Genomic DNA, 21,555 nt, shown 5'->3' with positions numbered 1-21,555 from the left:
CCTCTAAAATTTTGTAAAGAGTAGGTCAATCTCAGGAGTAACCGAGATCCAATCATCCCGGTGGATGAGGATTCCCTTGGCTTTTTTAGATTGGAGCATATCGCGCACAGCCGACTGGCCGAGACGAACTTTCCCTTTCCCTAGCAATTGGCCTGACTCTTGATGATAGACGCTGACGATGTCTTGATAAGAGAAATCCCCTTCTACCTTGGTCACACCAGAAATTAATAAGCTCTTTCCATGATCCAACAAGGCCTCAGCTGCTCCAGCATCCACCCAAACAGCCCCTTTACTTTCTGCATAAAAGGCTAGCCATTGCTTCTGGGTTTTTAACCCCTTGTCCTCTGCAAGGAAGTAACTGCCATCTGCTTGCTCTTGAGCTGCTTCGATCAAGGCATCAGGCTTGAGAGACGAGCAAATATAGACAGGAACTCCTGACTCTGTTGCCAGGGTCGCTGCCTTGAGTTTGGTCAGCATTCCGCCAGTTCCATTGCTACTACCCGCACCTCCAGCCATCTCGATCATCTCGCGAGAAATGTGCTCGATCCGCTCCAACCGCTTGGCTGTTGGATCCTGAGAAGGATTGGCTGTATAGAGACCATCCACATCCGTCAACAGCACCAAAAGATCCGCTTGGACCATGGCCGCAACCTGTGCACTCAAGGTATCATTGTCACCAACTTTTAGTTCAGCAATCGAGACCGTATCATTTTCATTGATAATCGGAATCGCCCCACGGTTGAGTAAGACAGAAAGGGCCTGGTGGGCATTCTTATAGCGACGTTGATCTGCAAAGTCATCCTGGGTTAATAAAATTTGTGCAGAAACAATGTTGCGTAAAAGAAGATTAGAGGTATATTCTTCCATCAATAAACCTTGACCAACTGCCGCAGAGGCTTGCTTGTCTGCCACCTTAGTCGGCCGTTTCTTAAAACCAAGGGCACCAAACCCAGCAGCAACCGCCCCTGATGAAACCAAGATCAACTCATGACCTGATTCATGTAAGAGAGCCAACTGCTGGGTAATGACCTTGACCTTCTGTCTGGAGAGACTCCCATCGGGATTGGTTAAAGACGAGGTCCCTACTTTAAAGACGATTCGTTTTGCTTTCATCTCTATGATTCTTTCTAATACTATTTATTTCGAATTTAATGAAAGTGAGGCTGGGTCAAAAGTCCTAGCCTCTCAATTGTTTTTGGATTGTCGAGCAAGACGCAGTAGTTGAGTGGACTCTACTACGCTGATTTATAAGCTTTTACAGCCCTACTCAATTGTGCGGAGGTGGGACAACGAAATCGAATTCTAACGAATGACCAATTTCTGTCCCACTCTCATTTTTCATTATCCTTTTCGAAGGTTTTCCAGCATTTTCTCAAAGATCGCTGGCACCTCTGCTGTAAATTCCAAGGTCTCTCCTGTACGTGGGTGGGTAAAGCCGAGTGTCCGCGCATGAAGAAACTGACCTTGTCCTTTGAGTGTCTTCTTAGGACCATAAGCAGGATCTCCAGCCACTGGATGGCCGATATAGGCCATGTGCACCCGAATTTGGTGGGTGCGACCGGTCTCCAGTTGCAACTCTACCAGCGTGTAATTTCCAAAGCGCTCCAAGACTTGAAAACGGGTCACAGCAGGCTTGCCTTTAGCTGTCACCGCTTGCTTTTTTCGGTCCTTTTCACTACGACCAATTGGTGCTTCGATCACACCCCGATCATTGGGAAGATTCCCATGGACAATGGCCCAATACTTCCGGAGAGATTTTTTGTCTTTTAACTCCTCAGCCAAAGCGATATGGGCTTGGTCATTTTTTGCGACCATCAAGAGGCCTGACGTGTCTTTATCAATCCGGTGGACGATCCCGGGACGCAATTCCCCATTGATCCCTGAGAGGTCCTTGACATGGTATAAAAGGGCATTGACCAAGGTCCCACTGGTATGACCCGCACTTGGGTGAACGACCATCCCCTGTGGTTTATTGACGACGACGACATCCTGGTCCTCATAGACAATATCTAAGGGCAGATCTTCTGCTTCATAGCTGACCTCTTCCACTTCTGGGACTTCATACTGGATGATGTCACCCTCTTTGACCGTATACTTAGCTTTTTTCACAGTACCATTGACCAGAACTTTTCCTTCTTTGATCTGCTCATTGGCCACAGCTCGTGACAAGGGCGTCAATTCCGCCAAAGCCTTATCCAGTCGCGCACCGGCTACTTCAATTTTAATGTCCATGCGTTTCCTCTTTCAACATCAGGATCAGGAGCAAGAAAACTCCGACTGTCAAATAACTATCTGCTACATTAAAAATGGCAAAATTCATAAAATCCAGGTGGAACATATCGACTACAAAGCCTTGACGCAGGCGATCGATAAAATTCCCCAAACCACCTGCAATGACCAAGGTCAAGCCTGTCACCATCCAAAGCGACCCCTTGAGATGCTTATAGAGATAGTAAAAGGCCCCCACCATCACGACAAGAGTGATAAGGGTAAAGAACCATTGCTGATTTTCAAGAAGCGAAAAGGCTGCACCTGTGTTTTGAAGATAGGTCAGACTAACCACATGAGGGACAAAGGATTTCACGACACCCAGTGGAATATGCTTCACCACATACCATTTAACCCATTGATCTACAAACACCAAGAGGACAATGGCTAGAGGAATTCCTATTTTTCTTTTCATCACTTACCTCTTTTGATCAAAATATTCGACCATGACTTCGACAAACTTCTCTGCTACAGGGGAGAGATCCACTTCTTCACGTTTGACATAGACCATTTTATTGTCCAAGTTGTCTTCTAAAGGAATCACGGTAATACCATTCACTGACTGGCTATCTAAAAAGCCTGATCCGGTCGCATAAGCATCTGTTCGCTCCAAGATCCCATTTAGAGTGGCACGGTCTGTCACATTGAACATTTGGGAGCTAGAGCTGGTATCGACAAAGTTCTCTGAATAATAGAGGTACTCATCCTTTTCTTGGGTAAAGCGAACGGTTGGTAGCTGAGCTAGATCTTCCATGACCAGTTTTTTCTTCTTAGCCAGAGGGTGTCCCTTGCGAAGGTAAATATGAGTCTGAAAAGGAATCAGATCCACCACTTCAAGTCCTAATTTATCAACCCGTTGCATAATCCCCTTGGTATTTTGACGGTTGAGATAAATAATCCCCAACTCACTATGCCCTTGAGCCACTTCATCCAAAATTTGGACCGTCGTTGACTCAAAGATGCGGAAGTTTTTATTTTCCGGATAACGCGTCGAGAACTCCGTCATCAAAGGAGGCAAAAAGTCATAGTGCTGACCGGAAATAGAGAATTCTTTTTTCTCTTCTTCAGGGCTAGCATATTGATTTTGAAAAACATCAAAGCCCTTGACGACTTCTTGCGCCTTTTCATAAAATTCCATTCCCCGACGGGTCAAAAAAGTCCCTGAGCTGGTCCTACGAAAAATCTTAAAGCCTAGTTCTTTTTCCAGATCACGTACAGCAATCGATAAACTTGGCTGACTCACATACATCTTTTCAGCGGCCTCACGAAAGGTCCCACTATTGGCAATGGCCACGACATAACGTAATTGTTGTATATTCATTCAAATTTCCTCATTACAGTATCTAATAATTATATCATAAAAATCACACTGAAAGAAGCCTGAGAAATGAAAAAAACAGGCCTCACTTCCATCAAAAAAACTCGAAGACGAAAAATCACCATAGCCGATCAGCTATGGTGATTTGTTATGAAACCTTAGATTTCATTAGAAATTATTTTGCTTTTGCAGCATATTCTTCGTTACGTTTGATCATTTGTTTTCTGTACCAAGCGAAGATTCCGATATAGAAGGCCAAGAAGACAACTACACCAAGGATCAATTTGATATCACCAGATGTTGCGTTACCGATTGTCCAACCGAGTAATTTTTCAACTGGTCCTTCAAGAGTTGAGTGAGTGATCAATTGAGTAGAAGCTACCCCTTTAGGGAAGGCATCAACACTCTTAGCCAATTGAGTTGCAAATGGTGCAATCAATGTTCCTGAAAGAAGGAAGAGTGGCAAGAGAAGGCTTCCGAAGATGATCATACGGATCAATTTACCACGTGTCACAACCAAGAGAGCTGGAGTCACACCCATTGCGATGATCCCTGCAAGTGGTAAGATGCCATTTCCGACTTTAGAAAGAAGCACTGCTTCGATCAACATGATTGGTGCAAGTACGTTGGCACAAGCCCAGATTTCAGCACGACCAGCGATGAATGGCCAGTCCAAACCGATGTTAAATTTACGTCCTTGAAGACGTTTTGTAGCAACGTTTGTAATACCTTGTGACAATGGTTCTACCGCTGCGATGAACCAAGATCCGATCAATGAGAACAATTCCAAGCTGACACCGGCAGTCAAACCAAGGCTCAACCAACCTTTAACAACCAATTCCCAAGTTTTAGCATCAGCAACACCAGCTACTGGATGTGGAGTACCCATGATACCGATGACGATACCAAGAAGGAAACCGATAAAGAATTTAGAACCCCAGAAACCGATCTTCTTGTTCAATTTAGCGGCGTCAAAGTCGTATTTATCAAGACCAGGAAGAACTTTATCAAAAATCTTATCCAAGACCATGATGATTGGGTTCATCATGTAGTTCATGTGAGTTGATGTCATTGGTGATGAACTTGGTGCATTCAACAAATCATCAAATGTTGGTTTCATCAAATCTGAGTTGATGATTTTCATAATTCCTACGAGGACAACTGCAAGAGTTGCAACAAAGAGTGAAACTCCTGCGCTCACTCCATTCTTGTCCGCATACCATTTGATCAAAAGACCAGTGATAGACAAGTGCCAGATATCGAAGATATCGACGTCAAGTGTGTCAGTTTTCTTAATAGCCAACATGACAACGTTAACGATCAACATGATCAATAAGAAGTAAAGGGTCCAAGCAGATCCCCAAGTGATAGTCGCAAGTGGTGCCCAACCAACGTCAGTGATATTTAATTGAATACCAGTATTCTCAACGAATTTTGCAAGAGATGCTGAGAAAGCAGTATTAAGCATACCGATAATGGCACCGATACCAGTAAGAGCGATGGCAAGTTTGATACCACCTTCAAGCGCTTTGGAGAATTTCACTCCAAATAAGAGAGCCAATAAAGTCAATACGATTAACATGATGATTGGAGCACCCATATCTAGAATGGGTTTGAAAATCGTATTGGCAAAATCTATAATGCCATTCATAATAAATCCTCCCGATTTATAGTTATTTTGTAAAATACACAATTGATGCATCCAAGAATATTATTGGATAGCGTTTACAAATACATCTAAAAAAATATCAATGTAATCCATGTTCTTTAATGGCTGCTTCGATGCTATCAAAGACTGGTGCACTCATTGCAGGAATACGGAACAAAATTGGACCTGCTTCAATCACTGGAATACCAGGATCAAATCCTAAATCAGTTGCAGCGATTGGAGTAAAGATATCATAACCAGAAATCAAATCTTCATTGACATCTTTGACCATGACCGCATCGCAATGCACATCATAACCACGGTTTGACAATTCTTCTTCAACCGCGTTCTTGATTTGGTGGCTAGAGTTGACGCCTGCACCACAGGCAGCTAAAATTTTAATCATTTGGATGTCCTCCATTATAAATATTTACGAATGTTTTAGGAAATCGATTCCGTGATATAGTCGTAGAGTTTTTCTTCACTATCCAGTTTCGATAAAGCTTCCAAATTGCCGTTTGATGTAAAGAAATCCATCAATTGGGCCAGGATATTGGTCTGGCTCGAGCTCGAATTATTGATAATAAAGAATAAGAGCGAAACTTCTACTTCTTGATCCGGAGCGATCATATTATGAAAAGTCACTGGCTGATCCAAACGAACTACAACCACATTCTCCGTGAGATTATGAACGATATCCGTGTGAGGAATGGCTACATTTGGTAAATCCTTACCCAGAAATCCCATATCCAACCCTGTTGGGAATGACTTTTCACGCTCTAACAAAGCAGAACGATAAGTTGAAGCAACAATTTTTCTCTCTTCGAGGAGACTTGCTACTTGATTGAAAAGATCTTCTTGATTGTCAGCATGTAAGCAAAATACCAGATCTTTACTAAAAAGCTGATTTAAAGCCACTTTCATTACCTCCTTATCTTTCCAAATGTTTATACTATGAGTATATCACTATAATAACTTATTGTCAATATAATTTTGATTATTTTGCATGTAAAAAGTGAATTTTTGAACATAAAAAAGACGAGCCTGTAAGACTCATCTTTCTATAGAATAAAATCTATTATTTTGCGATTGGGTAAACAGAAACTTGTTTTTTATCGCGACCTTTACGTTCGAAGCGTACTACGCCTTCAACTTTTGCGAACAAAGTATCGTCTCCACCACGTCCAACGTTCACACCTGGGTAGATGTGAGTACCGCGTTGACGGTAAAGGATAGATCCACCTGTTACAGTTTGTCCATCAGCTGCTTTAGCTCCAAGACGTTTCGCTTGTGAATCACGTCCGTTTGATGTAGAACCTCCACCTTTTTTGTGGGCGAAAAGTTGCAAGTTAGCAAGATTCAATTTCAACATAATTGTTTTCCTCCAGTTAGTTTTCTGTGATAACTCTTGTTTGGACGAACTCTGATGAGTTCTCCGATAAGTTGGCCATCCCTAAGAAAAATGATTCAAAGAATAATTGGGTCATTTCTCTTTGATGGGGTGGGATTTCATTCGGGATGGTTACCCGAAGAAAGCCACCTTCTTCTTCGTTTAATTCTAGGTCCGGTTCATAGCCCGCAAATTTCTCAACAGAGTTGACAAAGTTAATGGCTAGAGTCGAAACCGATGCACACACGACATCAAAGCCGTATTCACCGCTTCCAGCGTGCCCAGTGATCACTGCACTCCTCAGCTCGCCATCCTCGGCTCTCTCAAAGACTGCCTGTATCATGTGTTCTCCTAAAAATTAAGCGTTGATAGCGTTGATGACAACTTTAGTGTAAGGTTGACGGTGACCTTGTTTACGGTGGCTACCTTTTTTAGGTTTGTACTTGTAAGTAACAACTTTCTTTTGTTTTCCTTGTTTTTCAACAGTTCCAACAACAGTAGCTCCTGAAACAAGTGGAGTTCCGACAACAGTGTTTTCACCACCAACAAGAACAACTTCGTTAAATGTAACTTCTTGACCAGCTTCAACGTTCAATTTTTCAACGTAGACTGCTTGACCAACTTCAACTTTAACTTGTTTTCCGCCAGTTTTAATGATTGCGTATGTGCTCATTATGCACCTCCTATGTATTTTTGGGTTTCCCCGTATTTTTGTGAAGACTCGCCTAGCATCGTGGGACGAACCACTTCAGCTCATAAGGATGAGCGACGATGATCGAGCGGTTGCACAGGCATGTGCATAGTCAACTTTATAAGTATAACACTTCTATCCAACAATGACAAGTCTTTTTGCCTCTGAAAACGGATTTTCATAGAAAAAATCCCTTCTATCCTAACGTTTTTTTGAAAGTACGACTCTCTACCTTACTTTATTCCTTGAATTTAAAGTCTTTGAAACTCATTTTGGCTTTTGAAGAATCATTCATAGCCTTCATTTTTTCTTCTTGTTCCTTGGTAATTTTGATTGGAATTGCGGCAGCGGTATTGGGTTTCAACACCCCTGATTCGCTCACTTCATAGTTCACTGTGACATCTTTGAAAAGTGGCTCTCCATCATATTCTAGATTTAGAACAAAGGATCCATCACGATCGATCGTTGAGGTGGTGCGATTCACAATAAAGAACAAGGCTAAACGGTTTTCCTCATCTCCAAAGGTATAACCTGGGAAAAAGACAAATAATTTCCCAGGTTCTCCAAGGGTTGGATGTTCCTTGATAAATTTCTCAGACGCTTCCAAAACTTCGTTGTCCTGATCTTTATACTGGTCGGCTCTGACAAATGTGAGGGGTTCTTTTTTACTGCTGGTCGACTGGCTAGTCTTCTCTTCTTTTTTTGGGCCAGTAAATGACACCTTCACACAGCCAGTCAACAAAAGCACACTTGTCATTAGCACGATAATTTTTTTCATTTTCTTTCCTTCTATTCAGTGATAAAAAGAGGCCGGAGCATCCCAGCCTCTATTATAAGAGGTCCTCAATCAGGTTATCAACCTCGTCTTTCTCCACTTTTGGAGTAATCTCTGTTACAATGATGCCTGCTACAGCTCGCTCAACCAAAGCTTCCACATCCATGCGTTGCTCATACTGCTCCGCATTCTTCAGTTTTGGATTGGTCTTTGGACGGTCAGGAGCAAAAATCGTACAACAATCTTCAAATGGTTGAATCGAGATCTCAAAAGTATCAATTTCTTGGGCAATGTCAATGATCTCCAGCTTATCCATGGTTATTACTGGACGAATGATCGGCGTATTGGTCACTGCATTAATAGCCTGCATACTCTCTAAGGTTTGACTAGCCACTTGTCCCAAGCTCTCACCATTGATAATGACGAGACCATGTCTTTCCTCGCGAATACGGTCCGTGATGCGCATCATAAAGCGGCGGGTCAAGGTCATGAGGTAAGCTTCTGGCGCTTTTGCCTTGATCTCCTCTTGGATCTCTGTGAAGGGTACCTCGATAAATTGGATATTACCGCCAAACTTGGTCAACTTCCGGGTTAGGTCTTGCGCTTTTTTCAGCGCACCAGGACTTGTATAAGGGGGACTTGCAAAGTGGACCGCTTCGATATCCACGCCACGCTTTAAGGCTAGGTAGCCAGCCACAGGAGAGTCGATCCCGCCGGACAGCATGAGCATGCCCTTACCAGACGTTCCAACTGGAAGGCCACCTGCCCCCTTGATGGTTTCATAAGAGATGTAGGCTGCTTCTTCTCGGATTTCGACTTGCAGATTGATATCCGGCTTTTTCATCTGAGCCTGGATCGTTGGGATCGCTTCAAAGACAGCGCCACCTAGAGTTTGATTGAGCTCGCGGCTATCGAGTTCAAAAGTGTGATCGCTACGCTTACTTGAGATTTTAAAGGTCAAGCCGTCCTCGTAAATCTCCTTCATAATCTCTTGCACTGCCGCTTTTAAGGCTGGGACTGATTTTTCAACCTTGTAAACAGGTGAAAAATTTTGGATTCCAAAAACTTGCTTGAGGGATTCTGCAACCGGCTCATAATCCGTCCCATGTAGATAAGCATGGGCCCGATCGCGGTCCGCTGTCACTTTGACAGCCGGATAAATAGATAAAACATCTTGGATATTATTGCGAAGTTTATTGATGAAACGCATCCGGTTCTTTCCCTTAGTAGAAAGCTCACCATAGCGAATCATAATTTCTGAATAGGTTAAGGTCATATTGATTTCCTTCTAAAATTAACGTACTTTTCGTGTTTTTTCATATATCAGTTTGAACTTGGTCAAGAATTGCTCGACTTGGCTCATGTCATTTTCAAAATCGAGACTCAAGCGAACAGCTGTCTGGGCAATGCTCTTGTCCACTCCCATAGCAATCAAGGTACCAGCTGGTTTTCCAGCCTTGGACGAGCAGGCACTGGTCGTCGAGATATAAATATCAAACTCTTCAAAGGCATGGACCACTACTTCACCACGAACTCCCTTGATCCCGAAAGTCAAGATGTGAGGCGCAAAGTGATCTTCACCAGAAAAGATAGTGACATCCGGATAGTTAACCAATTCTTTGCGGATCACTTCTTTCATCTGTTGGGTCTTGCTAGCAAATGCTTCTTGATTTTCCATAGCTAAGCGTAGGGCTTTTGCGGTTGCTGCGATACCTGCTACGTTCTCAGTTGTCGAGCGCATTTCTTTTTCTTGACCTCCACCCGTTAAGAGGGGTGTGATCTTTTTGCCTTCTTTGATGTAGACAAAGCCAACTCCACGAAGACCATGGAATTTGTGACTAGAGAAGGTCGCAAAGTCCACGCGCTCTGGTAGATAGACCTCTGTTGCTACCTTGGCTAAAGCTTGAACCGCATCGACATGGAAACTAATCGTTGGGCGATCTTCTAGGAGAGCCGCAATTTCATGGATGGGCTGGATGGAGCCAATCTCATTGTTGACGGCCATAACAGAAACCAAGGTCGTATCTGGACGAAGGAGACGAGCCAGTTCATCTACTTTTACAAAGCCACGCGCATCCACTGGAGCATAATCCACTTCGAATCCCTGCGTCTTTATCCAAGCAGCGGACTCCTTGATAGCGGGATGCTCGATGTCAGAGACAATGATATGCTTGCCATAAGGGGCTTTCTCAAAGGCAACACCCTTGAGGACCCAGTTGTCCCCTTCTGTCCCACCAGACGTGAAATAAATTTCCTCAGCTTTTTTCCCAATCAGTTCCGCAATCTGTTTTCTAGAAGCCTCTAAAATACGAGTCGCTTGACTACCTAGATTATGCAAACTAGAAGGGTTGCCCCAGATCCGTGTCGCTACTTCTGTATAAGTCGCAAGGGCCTCTGGATAAGGTTTGGTCGTTGCTGAATTGTCAAAATAAATCATGTCCTACGCATCCATCACTTTCTTTTTACGTAACTTCTATTTTATCATTTCTAACCGCTCGGGACAAGGATTTGATAAAGAGAGATGAGGTAAAATCACTCCATAAAATTCAGTTCTTTTTAGACATTTTTCAGAAAATGACTTATAATAAGAAAGTATTAGAAAATAATTTTTGATAGAAAGAGAAAGAACATGTCACACTATTCAAGAAGTAACAAAAACCAAAAACCAGAAGATACTACAGATTCAAGACCCTCACGTGGTGAAAAAGTCAAACAAGGCCTATCCGTATTTCAAACGGTTGTAGCTACGATTGCTAGTCTTTTAGGGATTATCGTCACTTCCTTTACGATTATGAGCCTGCTCAATAAAGACAATCAAAAAACAGAAGACAAACCATCTAGCAGCACCAGCGTCGTCGTGGTCCACGATAAGGGATCTGACTCAAGCGCTACCAATACAGATGCTAATACCAATACGCAAACCGATTCAAGCAATACAGAAACAAGTTCTCAGAAAGAAACCAATAGCTCATCCGCTACAGAAACCAGTTCATCTGCAGCACAAGACCAAGGTTCCACCGCAACAGACAGTGGCGCAGATACAGCATCATCCGGAACCAACTAAAAAAACAGTAAGGGCAACCTTACTGTTTTTTTGGCTTTCGATTCCAGTTTTTCTGATGTTTATAGAAAGCATCTATCTCATTGTCATACTCCCATTTGAGCGTTGAGCGCTCTTCCTGGATTTGATCCAATTGCTTATATGGAAGGTTCATGGGCCTATCACGATAACTTGATTCAGCTAATGAAGCATATAGATTGTCAAAACTGCTCAAATGCCAATTACTCAAATAATCTACCCCCTATTCTAATGTCGGATCCTAGATACATCTCATCTAAATTTAATGTATTGTCCTCACTAATTGGGATATCTACTCTCCAACTCGATTCTTCAATATTATTTATACATCCATAAACATTCATATAATATTCAGGAGTTGTCAGTCCGCCATCGCTCCATTGTGTCTGATCCCAATCAATCTGAACGGATTCGACTTTCGGATTTTGTGCTTTGACTAAATCAACAACCTTCTGTTCGTGTTCTTTGAGATAGGCTACTTGTTCTTTTTTTATTTCTTCTTCTGATTTTTGTTCGACTTTCTTTGAAGATGAGGCCGTTACCTTCTGTTCGGGTCTTTTGGTCAGGGTCATGATTTTTCCTCCAAGAAAAACGAGTCCTAGGACCGGTAACAGAATAATCAAAAATAATTCCACTCTTCTTTTCATTTCTTTTTCTCCTATCAATCATTTCATGACTGAATGGGCCAGTCACTTTCTTTACTATTATAGCATCTTTCATTTGAATCTCAATCTAACTCACTAGTTAGAGACTTTATGCAGAAATCATAAAAGAACCTGCGGTGTTCTGCTAGAATATAGATAATCCTTTTTTACAAATAACACCTAAGTGATGCTAAAAATTCAAATGTAGCATTTTTGTAGAGCATCTAAATATATAATGAAACTTTCCGCTGTGAGAAAAGTGCTAGAAACACCATTGTTTCTAGCACTCGGGAGTTTTGGAACCTTAGGTCCAAAACTAAGTCATGGAACTTCTTCGAAGTTCGCTGACGTCCGCACTCACTTAAGAAAAGTTTCTAAGAGGAGTTTATCTTCAATCAAAAAGGAACCCGAAGGTTCCTTTTGTGTTATTTTCGATACATCTTGACCTGAAGGTAAAGATCGTTATAGACTCCAAGCAGTTTCTTGCCTAATTGTTGATAGACTTCCAAATGGTCCAGTGTTTCATCGCTTGGATAGAAGGCTTGGTCATTTCGGACATCTTCAGGCAACATGGCTTTGGCTTCTTTATTTGGTGTTGAATAACCGACATAGAGAGCATTTTTCAAAGCATTTTTAGGACGAAGCATGAAGTTAATAAAGGCATATGCTGCTTCTTTATTCTTCACCGTTTTAGGAATGACAATGTTATCAAACCAAAGGTTGCTGGCTTCAGTTGGAACGACATAGCGAAGATCCTTATTGGCATCCAGCATTTGGCTGGCTTCTCCTGAGAAGGTAACCCCAATAGCTGCATTGTTTTGGATCATATAGCCTTTCATCTCATCGGCCACCAAAGCTTTGATATTTGGCGTCAAGGTGTAGAGTTTATCTACTGCCTCTTGCAATTTCTTGGGATCCTTTTCATTGAGACTATAGCCCAAGGTATTGAGACCAATTCCCATCACCTCACGCGCACCATCGTACATCATGATGTCATTTTTGTACTCTTCACGCCAGAGATCAGACCAATGTTCCGGAGCTTCTTTGACCATCTTGGTATTGTAGACGATCCCCAAGGTACCCCAGAAATAAGGAACGGAATATTGGTTACCCGGATCAAACGATTGGTTCAACAGTTTTGGATCAATATTTTCCATCCCTTTGATCTTGGATTGGTCCAACTTTTCAATCAAATGCTCATCCATCATCTTAGCAATCATGTATTCACTAGGAATCGCAATATCGTAGGTGGTTCCCCCTTGCTTGATCTTAGTATACATGGCTTCGTTGGAATCAAAGGTATCATATTGCACTTGAATCCCTGTCTCTTTGGTGAATTCCGTTAGCAATTCTGGATCGATATAATCTCCCCAGTTGTAGATGACCAGCTTGTCACTGTTCTTGGTATTCATGCTGGCTTCGATCTGGTGGCTAATTCCCCAGAGGACCAGGATGACAAGGACAATCCCTGTTAGGAATGAATAAAGTTTTTTCATGCTGCTTCCTCCTTTTCGCGGGTGATAAAGTAATAACCGATGACCAAGAGCACGCTAAAGAGAAAGACAAGGGCTGACAAGGCATTGATACTGAGGGAAATTCCCTGACGCGCACGTGAGTAGATCTCTACAGACAAGGTGCTAAAACCATTTCCGGTTACAAAGAAGGTCACGGCAAAGTCGTCAAGAGAATAGGTAAAGGCCATAAAGTAGCCGGCTATAATGGCTGGTGTCAGATAAGGCAACATAATCTCTTTGAGCATTTGCACTTGGGTAGCTCCCAAGTCATAGGCTGCATTGACCATATCCCGGTTCATTTCCTTAAGGCGCGGCAAGACCATCAAGACCACAATGGGAATCGAGAAGGCCACGTGACTAGCCAGAACAGAAAGGAAACCTAGCTGGTACTTCACCGTCGTAAAGAGAATCAAGAAGCTGGCCCCAATCATAACGTCTGGCGCTACCATGAGGATATTGTTGATGGAAAGCAACGGTCCTTCTAATTTTTTCTTGGATTGATAAATATAAATCGCTCCAAAGGTCCCAATCACTGTCGCAATCAGGGCGGATAAGAAAGCTAAAAAGAAGGTCTCTGTCAGAATCAGCATCAAGCGAGTATCCGCGAATAACTCTTTGAAATGCTCCATGGTAAAGCCAGTGAAAGCATTCATATCTCCCCCTTTATTGAAGGCATAAAAGATCAAATAGAAGATAGGAAGATAGAGAATCAGAAAGACGAAACCTAGATAGAAATGAGATACTTTTTTCATCGTTCTCTCCTTTCTCTCGTTGCCCACATGGTTAAGAGCATGGCAAGGATCAGAACAACTCCAATGGTAGAACCCATTCCCCAGTTTTGTGTTGTCAGGAAGTGCTGTTCAATCGCAGTCCCTAAGGTAATGACGCGGTTTCCACCGATCATCCGTGTCAACATGAAGAGACTCAGACTAGGAATAAAGACAGACTGCACACCTGAACGGACTCCATTCATGGACAAGGGGAAGACCACACGACGGAAGGTATCCCAACGATTGGCTCCCAAATCATAGCTGGCATTGATCAAGTTTGGATCTAAGTCATCCAAGACATTAAAGATCGGCAAGATCATGAAAGGCAACTCGATGTAGCTAGCTACAAAGATAAAGGAGAAATCGGTAAAGAGGATCTGCTGGGGACCGATTCCGATAAAGCTTAAAAAGCTATTGATGGAGCCATTTTGACCAAAGATACCGATAAAGGCATAGGCCTTAAGCAAGAGATTGACCCAGGTTGGCAAGACGATCAACATCAACCACAACTGCCGGTGTTTGAGCAGCGTCAAAAAGTAAGCAGTCGGGTAGGAGATCAAGAGCGTCACCAAGGTGACGATTCCGGCATAAAGGATAGAGTTAAAGCTCATCTTTAAATAGGTCAGATTTTGCGAAGTAAAGAACTCTTTGTAGTTTTCAAGTGAAAACTGCCCTTCAACGTTGAAAAACGATTGAAAGATGATCATGACAACAGGAGCCAAGACAAAGAGAAAAATCCACAAGAAATAGGGGAGGATAAATAGATTAGAGGTTGTTTTCTTCATCTCTCTCCTCCTCAATGGCATTAATCAAACCAGCTTCTTGCTCTTCCACTTCAACGTACTCTTCGATCCGCGCATCGAATTCTTCTTCGGTTTCATTGAGACGCATGACGTGGATGTCTTCTGGTTCAAAGTCTAACCCGATGACTTCTCCCACGATGGCCTTACGAGTCGAGTGAATCATCCACTCATTGCCCAAATCATCATAAGCGATAATTTCGTAATGCACCCCACGGAAGAGCTGGGTATCGACCTTAACTTGAAGTTTGCCCTCTTCAGGAAGAGTGATTTGCAAGTCTTCTGGTCGAATAACCACTTCGACTGGTTCATTAGGACGCATCCCACCGTCCACGGCTTCAAAGCGTTTGCCATTGAACTCAACCAAGTAGTCCTCGATCATGCGTCCATCTAGAATGTTGGACTCCCCGATAAAGGTGGCTACAAAGTGGTTGATCGGCTCATCATAGATATCTACAGGAGTTCCCGATTGGACAATCTCTCCTTCATTCATGACGAAGATCCAGTCACTCATGGCAAGGGCTTCTTCTTGGTCATGGGTCACAAAGACAAAGGTAATGCCCAAGCGTTGTTGCAATTCCCGCAGTTCATACTGCATGTCTGTCCGCAGTTTCAAGTCAAGGGCTGACAAGGGTTCGTCCAAAAGGACCACGCGCGGTTCATTGATGATAGCCCGGGCAATGGCTACCCGCTGGCGTTGACCACCAGACAGTTTTTGGATCGAACGTTTCTCAAATCCTTCCAACTGCACCATTTTCAAGACTTCTGAGACACGACGTTCAATCTCCGCCTTGTCCACCTTCTTCAAACGAAGGGGAAACGCCACATTTTCAAAGACCGTCATGTGTGGAAATAGGGCATAGGACTGAAAGACGGTGTGGACATCCCGTTTGTTGGTTGGGACATCATTAATCCGTTCCCCATCAAGATAGACATCCCCACTGGTCGCATCTAAGAGACCAGCGATGATATTCAGAATCGTAGACTTTCCTGATCCAGATGCTCCAAGAAGGGTATAGAACTTCCCTTCTTCCAACTCAAAGTTGATATTCTTTAGGACAACGGTACCACTATCTTCAAAGACCTTTGAAACATTTTTAAACTCAATAATCGGTTTTTTCAATTCACATAAATTCCTTCTTTACTACAAATACCAAACTGCTTCCCATACAGAAAGCAGTGGCTGACAGAAAATCTGTCAGACCACCAATACCTCTCGGGGACTTACAAGACTGCCCCACCTATTTACGGTATCGATAGGCACTCACCCCCTTTCCATTCTGAGGTAAATCGGATACCTTAGTACTAACCTATCATGTAGGCTCTTTATTTTTGACCGATAATGCGAACTTCTGGCTCTAGACGGACACCTGAGTTCGCTTCCACTGCTTCAATCACATGGGCGATCAAGTCTTCATAATCTTTCGCTGTTCCATTCTCCACATTGATCATAAAGCCAGCGTGTTTTTCAGACACTTCCACACCACCAATACGGCAGCCCTTAAGCCCTGCTTCACTGATCAATTGCCCTGCAAAATGACCTACTGGACGCTTAAAGACCGATCCACAAGAAGGATACTCGAGGGGTTGTTTCAATTGACGCAGGTGGGTCAAACGATCCATCTCTTGCTTAATTTGCTCGTGATTACCAGGTGACAAGGCAAATTTGGCTGAGATGACCACAGCACCTATCTCTTGAATTTTGGAATGACGATAACCAAAGGCCAATTCCTTGCTCGACAAGGTTTCAATCTCTCCATCCTTGGTCAGTATCTTACAGGATACAAGGACATGAGCAATCTCTCCTCCGTAGGCTCCCGCATTCATAAAGACAGCACCACCAACACTGCCTGGAATGCCACTAGCAAACTCTAAGCCTTTCAAACTATGGTGCAAGGCCACATGGGTGGTGTCGATGAGTTTAGCCCCTGCTTCTGCTTCGACCACATAACCATCCACACTGATATCTCGCAAGCGATCAAACATAATAACAAAACCAGGAATACCCCCATCTCGGACAATAATATTAGAAGAATTCCCCAGGACCATCCATGGAATATTCTCCTGGTTCGCAAAGCGTACAATGCGTTTTAATTCGTATTGGTTGCGAGGAAAGGCCAGAAATTCAGCATTTCCCCCAACCTTTGTATAGGTATAATGTTTTAATGGTTCTTGAAAACGGATATCAATCCCTTCAAGAATTTGATTCATTTCTTCAATCATCTTTCTGTCTGTTCTCTCTCTATATAAAATACAAACTATTATACCAAATTTTTGACTATTTTACGACCCTAAAAAACAAAAGAAGGCCTATAATATTCAGGCCTTCCTTTTATCATTCACTATGCAATTTTACGTGCGATGGTACGATTCTTTTGTCCATCCAGAGCTGATTTGACCGAAATCCAAGCACCACCAAGGGTGAAGACAGCTAAGAGTGCTAGATTCAAGTAAAAGTTATCTGGGACGTCCCCTTGGAATGTCGCTTCATTGAGAAGCGTCCAGGTCATACCAAATGGCAAATCCAGTTCACTCATCAGCGCCAAAGTATAATCTAATTGGTTGACCAAAAAGACCGTCAAGACCATCAAAATTGCTGAAACTACCACACCTTTTTTAGTCAATTTTTTACCAAGAATCTCATAACCCTTGATGGTACAAAAACCGAGGGCTGCACCTGCCAAAACAGACACATAACCGAGACGCGCTACTAAGAGGGCAACCGCTCCACCGATGATCACACCGATCACGGCCCCTACAATCCCTAAGAGGAAGTTTTCTTCCCGCGCTTCATAAGCCTCCACCGTGTCTTGCACTTCTGCTTGGTAGGCTCTAAAGGTTGTATCATCGATTAAAAAGATCGCATCACCGATTTGATAGAGGCCGATCGGTTCTTGCTCGCCCGTTGCCGCATTCACTTGCACGAATTGGTGGTTGAGTAAGAAATCAACAATATCTTGGATAGCTGTCCATAAGGTTTCGACAGCCTTCCCTTTGGTCATCCCACCTTTGACGACGATCGAGGTCAAGTAACCATCAAAAGAAATGGCATTAATGGCTTTTGATTGTTCTTTTAATTCGTTCCAAAGAATCTCACCGTCTTCGATTAAGTCTCCTTCGGAACCTTGTTTCACACTAAGTGAAATGGTAAATACATTCTTGGTTTGAGCTCCTTCGATGACTAACAAGAAGCCTTCACGCTCCCCGTACATGACACGAGCTTCACCATCAAATTGCAGACCAAGATCGGTAGCAATGCTATATAAATATTCTGGTTTCATGTTTCCCCCTAGATTTTCGGGAAAGCTTGAGCTTTTCCCCATACAGTCCCCATTCTACCATAGGAGAAGCAAAAAGGACATATACAAAAGTATACATCCTTTTTTCAATTGTGTTACATTCAGTCTTATTTCTCGACACGAACGCCAAATGTGTCGATTTTAAGTTGGAAAATCTGACCATCTAGCCTGAGATATTCGAGAGCTGCGACAAAGGCTGCGGTATGCTCCGGTGCCAAAAGGTTCATGATCGTTGGACCTGCTCCTGACAGATAGGTGGCGTAAGCCCCATGCGCATGCGCGACTTCTTTGACCTGAGGGAACTCTTTGACCAAGGATTGACGGTAGCGCTCGTGGAAATGATCTAACTCAATGGAGCGACCAGCCGTCAGCAAATCTCCCTTGAGAAGAGCTGCGATAGCCACGTTGGCAACACTACTAGCAGCAACAGCTTCCTTATAAGACCATTCTTTCGGTAAGACATTGCGACTATCACTGGTCTTCAATTGGTAGCTCGGTACAAAAGCGACCAGGTCACAACTTGGGAAGTCAGCCGTGACATATTGGACATCCTCACCGATGTAGCTGGCAATGACTAAATTCCCAAAAATAGCTGGTGCTACGTTATCCGGGTGCCCTTCGATCTCGGTCGCGATGCGTAATTTCTCAGCATCTGACAGCTTGAGATCAGCTAATTGGTTGGCCAATTCAATTCCTGCGACAATGACAGAACTAGAAGAACCAAGACCACGCGCCAAAGGCACTTGACTTAGCATCTTGATATGATGTGGTTGAATAGCTGGAGCAATCGACAGTGCAGTTTGAAGCAAGAGATTTTTCTCGTCTGTCGGAATCCCTGCTCCTAGATCATGCTCAATGACCCAAGCATCTGCTGGTTCAAGGACTTCAATGGTCAAATAGCGAGTCACGGCAATCCCAACAGAATCAAAACCTGGCCCGACATTGGCACTGGTTGCTGGAACAATAATCTTCATGCTTATTCTCCCAAAACTTTAAAGGTATTCAAGAGTTCGAAATTCGCCTCTGAATCCAACTTTTCAACCAAGTTCTTGAATTGGGTTTGGTTAACTTGGTGGGTAATGATGACCACACTTGCAAATTGACCATCTGAGTCTTCTTGGAGAATTTGCTTGAAGGAAGCTCCTTCTGCATTAAAGATCTCTGCAAGACGCAAGATTTGACCGGTCGCGTCTGGTGCCTTTATGGAGAAGTAATAATTGTTCTTCACATCTTCTGGTTTGGCCAATTGAAGAGGACGGCTGTATTCATTGAAGGCTTTTCCGATCGTTCCTTCTTTTAGACGACGGACAATGCGAACGAGGTCAGCTACCACGCTGGTAGCAGTTGGTTTTTGACCCGCACCTGGTCCATAGTACATAGACTCACCAATCCCGATCGATTCCACATAGACCGCGTTCATCACCCCGTTTACGCCTGCCAGTGGGTGTTGTTTTGGAAGGAAGGTTGGTGTCACTTCTGCTGCGATCCCTGACTCTGTTTCAACAATGGAGCCAACCAGCTTGATCACATAGCCAAGGCTTTGAGCTACTGAGACATCCTGAGGAGTGATCTGGCTGATTCCCTTATGACCCACTTGGTCAAATTGGATGTTCATCCCAAAGGCGAATTGGCTCAAAATCACCATCTTGTATGCAGCATCGATTCCTTCAACGTCATTGGTGGGGTCACTTTCAGCGTAACCAAGACGTTGTGCTTCTGCTAATGCATCTTCATAAGTCCAGCCTTCTTCGACCATTTTGGTCATCATGAAGTTAGAGGTTCCATTGACCACACCGAGAACCTTGGTCACCTTGTCAGAAGCTAGGGAATTCACCAAGGTGCGAAGAATTGGAATCCCACCCGCTACGGCAGCTTCATAATAAAGGGCTACATGGTGCTCCTTCGCAATCGCAAGCAACTCACTTCCATGAACGGCAAGAAGGTCTTTGTTCGCAGAAACGACATGCTTGCCTGCTTCAAGGGCACGGGTGATAAAGGTCTTAGCCGGTTCGATCCGACCCATCAATTCCACTACGATGGCAATCTCTTTGTCTTCGATGATCTCATCGACATTGGTCACAAAGTTGTAGTCATGACCTGCAGCTTGCAATTTTTCCTTCTCCGCATCATCACGAACCAAGACCTTGGCAATCTCAATGTCATCATGAGCAGCTTGGGTGATTTTTTCGCTATTTTCTTTTAATAAAAATGGTACACCACTCGCAACGGTACCAAATCCTAGTAAGGCAATCTTTACAGACATCCTATGGTCTCCTTGAAATTTCTATAATAGCTCCATTATAACAAAAACTTGGCCATTTGACAGCCCATTGTCTTAAAAATTCTGAATTTTCATGACAGGATCTGCCTGTAGCAAGTTCTGGAAAAGAACATAGAATTTGTGGTACAATAAAGAAAATGATGAAAACGGTGACACTATGAGTAAACGAAGAGTACCTAAAAAAATCAAAACCCTACTTGGAATCAATGCCTTCCTCCTGGTCTGTATCTTTATTTGTAGCTTTCTTCTGATCAAACGGATTACTCAGCCGAGTGACGGGAATACCAGTGGCACTGCCGTGACGCGTTCTCTGGAGGAGGATAGCTCCTCTATCGAGTGGACGCGAGTGAAAAAGCCGGTCAAATTGCCCATCCTCATGTACCACTCTGTGCACAATATGGCTGAGTCCGAAGCTGCCAATGCCAATCTGATTGTCGATCCAGAAACCTTTGAGAGCCAACTAAAGGCCCTGAAAAAAGCGGGTTACTACACATTGACACCAGAGGAAGCCTATCGCATCCTCGCTAAGAACGAAGTGCCAAAAGGAAAGAAATATGTCTGGCTGACCTTTGATGATGGCGTCGAGGATTTCTATACCATCGTCTATCCGCTTCTTAAGAAATACAAGATGACGGCCACCAACAATATCATCACAGACTTTACCCAAAAGGAAAAAGAAAATGTCCTGACCTTTGATCAAATCAAAGAGATGAAACATGCTGGCCTGACCTTTGAAAGTCATACAGTCAATCATCCAGACCTAGCCAATTCCAGCCTTGAGACTCAAAAGAATGAGCTCGTCGCTTCTAAACGCCTGCTGAACAAGGTGCTGGATCAAAATACCAGCGTTATCGTCTACCCATCTGGTCGCTATAGTCAGGTCACGATCGACCAAGCCAAGAAAGCTGACTACAAACTAGGCCTCACCACTAAAAATGGACTCGCCAGCTCCGCTGATGGCCTCTATTCCCTCAAACGAGTTCGGATCCTTCCAACCACTACAGCAGAAGACCTTCTATCCATGATCCAAGAATAAAGAAAGACCCCTGTCTGAAATCATTTCAGACAGGGGTTCTTG

25 protein-coding genes and 1 other annotated feature are annotated in these 21,555 nt (G+C 43.4%); of the genes, 2 read left to right on the top strand and 23 right to left on the bottom strand.

Translation table 11 applies throughout. The features are described 5' to 3' along the window. Positions 1-3: 3 nt before the first annotated feature. The 13 genes from proB to JX304_RS06420 form a co-directional block, all read right to left on the bottom strand. The gene (gene proB, locus JX304_RS06480; protein WP_205011761.1) at positions 4-1,113 is read right to left on the bottom strand and encodes a glutamate 5-kinase; all 1,110 of its coding nucleotides are present in this window, start codon (positions 1,111-1,113) and stop codon (positions 4-6) included. 228 nt (positions 1,114-1,341) lie between these two features. Next, positions 1,342-2,232 (bottom strand): RluA family pseudouridine synthase, encoded by an 891-nt coding sequence (locus JX304_RS06475; RefSeq protein ID WP_205011760.1) that lies wholly within the window; start codon positions 2,230-2,232, stop codon positions 1,342-1,344. Continuing rightward, positions 2,222-2,683 carry a signal peptidase II gene (gene lspA / locus JX304_RS06470; protein WP_187540642.1) on the bottom strand — a complete coding sequence of 154 codons (462 nt, stop codon included), beginning with the start codon at positions 2,681-2,683 and terminating at the stop codon, positions 2,222-2,224. Before lspA ends, JX304_RS06475 begins: the two co-directional genes overlap by 11 nt. A gap of 3 nt (positions 2,684-2,686) precedes the next feature. Further along, positions 2,687-3,589, bottom strand: a complete 903-nt coding sequence (locus JX304_RS06465; RefSeq protein WP_187540641.1) for a LysR family transcriptional regulator — start codon at positions 3,587-3,589, stop codon at positions 2,687-2,689. Positions 3,590-3,761: 172 nt separating this feature from the next. Further along, positions 3,762-5,237, bottom strand: a complete 1,476-nt coding sequence (locus tag JX304_RS06460; protein ID WP_187540640.1) for a PTS transporter subunit IIC — start codon at positions 5,235-5,237, stop codon at positions 3,762-3,764. Between the two features lie 97 nt (positions 5,238-5,334). Then, positions 5,335-5,640 (bottom strand): PTS sugar transporter subunit IIB, encoded by a 306-nt coding sequence (locus JX304_RS06455; protein WP_187540639.1) that lies wholly within the window; start codon positions 5,638-5,640, stop codon positions 5,335-5,337. Between the two features lie 35 nt (positions 5,641-5,675). Beyond that, a complete protein-coding gene (locus JX304_RS06450; RefSeq protein ID WP_222935350.1) occupies positions 5,676-6,158 on the bottom strand; it encodes a PTS sugar transporter subunit IIA in 483 nt (160 codons plus the stop codon). A gap of 154 nt (positions 6,159-6,312) precedes the next feature. Continuing rightward, a complete protein-coding gene (rpmA, locus tag JX304_RS06445) occupies positions 6,313-6,606 on the bottom strand; it encodes a 50S ribosomal protein L27 (protein ID WP_003002805.1) in 294 nt (97 codons plus the stop codon). 16 nt (positions 6,607-6,622) lie between these two features. Further along, positions 6,623-6,967: a ribosomal-processing cysteine protease Prp gene (locus tag JX304_RS06440; RefSeq protein WP_205011759.1), complete on the bottom strand. Its 345-nt coding sequence runs from the start codon at positions 6,965-6,967 to the stop codon at positions 6,623-6,625. A 15-nt stretch (positions 6,968-6,982) separates the two neighbouring features. After that, positions 6,983-7,297: a 50S ribosomal protein L21 gene (gene rplU / locus JX304_RS06435; protein WP_003007734.1), complete on the bottom strand. Its 315-nt coding sequence runs from the start codon at positions 7,295-7,297 to the stop codon at positions 6,983-6,985. A 34-nt stretch (positions 7,298-7,331) separates the two neighbouring features. Continuing rightward, positions 7,332-7,419 (bottom strand) — a sequence feature (ribosomal protein L21 leader region). A 134-nt stretch (positions 7,420-7,553) separates the two neighbouring features. After that, the gene (locus JX304_RS06430; RefSeq protein ID WP_205011758.1) at positions 7,554-8,093 is read right to left on the bottom strand and encodes a membrane lipoprotein lipid attachment site-containing protein; all 540 of its coding nucleotides are present in this window, start codon (positions 8,091-8,093) and stop codon (positions 7,554-7,556) included. A 52-nt stretch (positions 8,094-8,145) separates the two neighbouring features. After that, positions 8,146-9,366, bottom strand: a complete 1,221-nt coding sequence (thiI, locus tag JX304_RS06425) for a tRNA uracil 4-sulfurtransferase ThiI (protein WP_205011757.1) — start codon at positions 9,364-9,366, stop codon at positions 8,146-8,148. Positions 9,367-9,384: 18 nt separating this feature from the next. Continuing rightward, positions 9,385-10,527, bottom strand: a complete 1,143-nt coding sequence (locus JX304_RS06420; protein WP_205011756.1) for a cysteine desulfurase family protein — start codon at positions 10,525-10,527, stop codon at positions 9,385-9,387. A 192-nt stretch (positions 10,528-10,719) separates the two neighbouring features. Between JX304_RS06420 and JX304_RS06415 the strand changes: the two genes are divergently transcribed. Continuing rightward, positions 10,720-11,154, top strand: coding sequence for a DUF6556 family protein (locus tag JX304_RS06415; protein ID WP_205011755.1), 435 nt, complete (start codon positions 10,720-10,722; stop codon positions 11,152-11,154). Between the two features lie 19 nt (positions 11,155-11,173). Here JX304_RS06415 and JX304_RS06410 read toward each other — a convergent pair whose 3' ends face one another. The 10 genes from JX304_RS06410 to JX304_RS06365 all read right to left on the bottom strand — a co-directional run bounded on the left by JX304_RS06410 (position 11,174) and on the right by JX304_RS06365 (position 20,459). Beyond that, positions 11,174-11,380 (bottom strand): hypothetical protein, encoded by a 207-nt coding sequence (locus JX304_RS06410; protein WP_205011864.1) that lies wholly within the window; start codon positions 11,378-11,380, stop codon positions 11,174-11,176. Further along, positions 11,373-11,816, bottom strand: coding sequence for a hypothetical protein (locus JX304_RS06405; RefSeq protein WP_205011754.1), 444 nt, complete (start codon positions 11,814-11,816; stop codon positions 11,373-11,375). Before JX304_RS06405 ends, JX304_RS06410 begins: the two co-directional genes overlap by 8 nt. A gap of 422 nt (positions 11,817-12,238) precedes the next feature. Beyond that, positions 12,239-13,309 carry an ABC transporter substrate-binding protein gene (locus JX304_RS06400; RefSeq protein ID WP_205011753.1) on the bottom strand — a complete coding sequence of 357 codons (1,071 nt, stop codon included), beginning with the start codon at positions 13,307-13,309 and terminating at the stop codon, positions 12,239-12,241. Beyond that, positions 13,306-14,079 carry an ABC transporter permease gene (locus JX304_RS06395; protein ID WP_205011752.1) on the bottom strand — a complete coding sequence of 258 codons (774 nt, stop codon included), beginning with the start codon at positions 14,077-14,079 and terminating at the stop codon, positions 13,306-13,308. Before JX304_RS06395 ends, JX304_RS06400 begins: the two co-directional genes overlap by 4 nt. Next, entirely contained in the window at positions 14,076-14,882 is an 807-nt protein-coding gene (locus JX304_RS06390) for an ABC transporter permease (protein ID WP_205011751.1), read from the bottom strand. Before JX304_RS06390 ends, JX304_RS06395 begins: the two co-directional genes overlap by 4 nt. After that, on the bottom strand, positions 14,863-16,020 hold the full coding sequence (locus JX304_RS06385; RefSeq protein WP_205011750.1) for an ABC transporter ATP-binding protein: 1,158 nt from the start codon (positions 16,018-16,020) through the stop codon (positions 14,863-14,865). The genes JX304_RS06390 and JX304_RS06385 overlap by 20 nt, the downstream gene beginning before the upstream one ends. Before the next feature lie 203 nt (positions 16,021-16,223). Then, on the bottom strand, positions 16,224-17,120 hold the full coding sequence (gene murB, locus JX304_RS06380) for a UDP-N-acetylmuramate dehydrogenase (protein WP_205011749.1): 897 nt from the start codon (positions 17,118-17,120) through the stop codon (positions 16,224-16,226). Positions 17,121-17,239: 119 nt separating this feature from the next. Next, entirely contained in the window at positions 17,240-18,220 is a 981-nt protein-coding gene (locus JX304_RS06375; RefSeq protein WP_205011748.1) for a hypothetical protein, read from the bottom strand. An 83-nt stretch (positions 18,221-18,303) separates the two neighbouring features. Continuing rightward, positions 18,304-19,170 carry a homoserine kinase gene (thrB, locus tag JX304_RS06370; RefSeq protein ID WP_205011747.1) on the bottom strand — a complete coding sequence of 289 codons (867 nt, stop codon included), beginning with the start codon at positions 19,168-19,170 and terminating at the stop codon, positions 18,304-18,306. A gap of 2 nt (positions 19,171-19,172) precedes the next feature. After that, entirely contained in the window at positions 19,173-20,459 is a 1,287-nt protein-coding gene (locus JX304_RS06365; RefSeq protein WP_205011746.1) for a homoserine dehydrogenase, read from the bottom strand. Positions 20,460-20,634: 175 nt separating this feature from the next. Here JX304_RS06365 and JX304_RS06360 point away from each other — a divergent pair, with 175 nt between their 5' ends. After that, complete coding sequence (locus JX304_RS06360) at positions 20,635-21,513, top strand: polysaccharide deacetylase family protein (protein WP_239649417.1); 879 nt, start codon at positions 20,635-20,637, stop codon at positions 21,511-21,513. The last annotated feature ends 42 nt before the right edge of the window (positions 21,514-21,555 follow it).

This window comes from Streptococcus parasanguinis (assembly GCF_901875555.1).
GTDB lineage: Bacteria > Bacillota > Bacilli > Lactobacillales > Streptococcaceae > Streptococcus > Streptococcus parasanguinis_H.
The sequence above is the reverse complement of the archived record's forward strand: the minus strand, read 5'-3'. Positions and strand labels throughout refer to the sequence as shown.

Excerpts from the sequence above, each read along its gene's own strand:
- proB (WP_205011761.1), bottom strand. The coding sequence starts at position 1,113 with ATGAAAGCAAAACGAATCGTCTTTAAAGTAGGGACCTCGTCTTTAACC.
- rplU (WP_003007734.1), bottom strand. The coding sequence starts at position 7,297 with ATGAGCACATACGCAATCATTAAAACTGGCGGAAAACAAGTTAAAGTT.
- JX304_RS06460 (WP_187540640.1), bottom strand. The coding sequence starts at position 5,237 with ATGAATGGCATTATAGATTTTGCCAATACGATTTTCAAACCCATTCTA.
- JX304_RS06465 (WP_187540641.1), bottom strand. The coding sequence starts at position 3,589 with ATGAATATACAACAATTACGTTATGTCGTGGCCATTGCCAATAGTGGG.
- JX304_RS06365 (WP_205011746.1), bottom strand. The coding sequence starts at position 20,459 with ATGTCTGTAAAGATTGCCTTACTAGGATTTGGTACCGTTGCGAGTGGT.
- JX304_RS06415 (WP_205011755.1), top strand. The coding sequence starts at position 10,720 with ATGTCACACTATTCAAGAAGTAACAAAAACCAAAAACCAGAAGATACT.
- JX304_RS06430 (WP_205011758.1), bottom strand. The coding sequence starts at position 8,093 with ATGAAAAAAATTATCGTGCTAATGACAAGTGTGCTTTTGTTGACTGGC.
- JX304_RS06390 (WP_205011751.1), bottom strand. The coding sequence starts at position 14,882 with ATGAAGAAAACAACCTCTAATCTATTTATCCTCCCCTATTTCTTGTGG.
- JX304_RS06395 (WP_205011752.1), bottom strand. The coding sequence starts at position 14,079 with ATGAAAAAAGTATCTCATTTCTATCTAGGTTTCGTCTTTCTGATTCTC.
- JX304_RS06375 (WP_205011748.1), bottom strand. The coding sequence starts at position 18,220 with ATGGGGAAAAGCTCAAGCTTTCCCGAAAATCTAGGGGGAAACATGAAA.
- thiI (WP_205011757.1), bottom strand. The coding sequence starts at position 9,366 with ATGACCTTAACCTATTCAGAAATTATGATTCGCTATGGTGAGCTTTCT.
- lspA (WP_187540642.1), bottom strand. The coding sequence starts at position 2,683 with ATGAAAAGAAAAATAGGAATTCCTCTAGCCATTGTCCTCTTGGTGTTT.
- JX304_RS06360 (WP_239649417.1), top strand. The coding sequence starts at position 20,635 with ATGAGTAAACGAAGAGTACCTAAAAAAATCAAAACCCTACTTGGAATC.
- JX304_RS06450 (WP_222935350.1), bottom strand. The coding sequence starts at position 6,158 with ATGAAAGTGGCTTTAAATCAGCTTTTTAGTAAAGATCTGGTATTTTGC.
- JX304_RS06400 (WP_205011753.1), bottom strand. The coding sequence starts at position 13,309 with ATGAAAAAACTTTATTCATTCCTAACAGGGATTGTCCTTGTCATCCTG.
- rpmA (WP_003002805.1), bottom strand. The coding sequence starts at position 6,606 with ATGTTGAAATTGAATCTTGCTAACTTGCAACTTTTCGCCCACAAAAAA.
- thrB (WP_205011747.1), bottom strand. The coding sequence starts at position 19,170 with ATGAAGATTATTGTTCCAGCAACCAGTGCCAATGTCGGGCCAGGTTTT.
- JX304_RS06405 (WP_205011754.1), bottom strand. The coding sequence starts at position 11,816 with ATGAAAAGAAGAGTGGAATTATTTTTGATTATTCTGTTACCGGTCCTA.
- murB (WP_205011749.1), bottom strand. The coding sequence starts at position 17,120 with ATGATTGAAGAAATGAATCAAATTCTTGAAGGGATTGATATCCGTTTT.
- JX304_RS06440 (WP_205011759.1), bottom strand. The coding sequence starts at position 6,967 with ATGATACAGGCAGTCTTTGAGAGAGCCGAGGATGGCGAGCTGAGGAGT.
- JX304_RS06455 (WP_187540639.1), bottom strand. The coding sequence starts at position 5,640 with ATGATTAAAATTTTAGCTGCCTGTGGTGCAGGCGTCAACTCTAGCCAC.
- JX304_RS06475 (WP_205011760.1), bottom strand. The coding sequence starts at position 2,232 with ATGGACATTAAAATTGAAGTAGCCGGTGCGCGACTGGATAAGGCTTTG.
- JX304_RS06420 (WP_205011756.1), bottom strand. The coding sequence starts at position 10,527 with ATGATTTATTTTGACAATTCAGCAACGACCAAACCTTATCCAGAGGCC.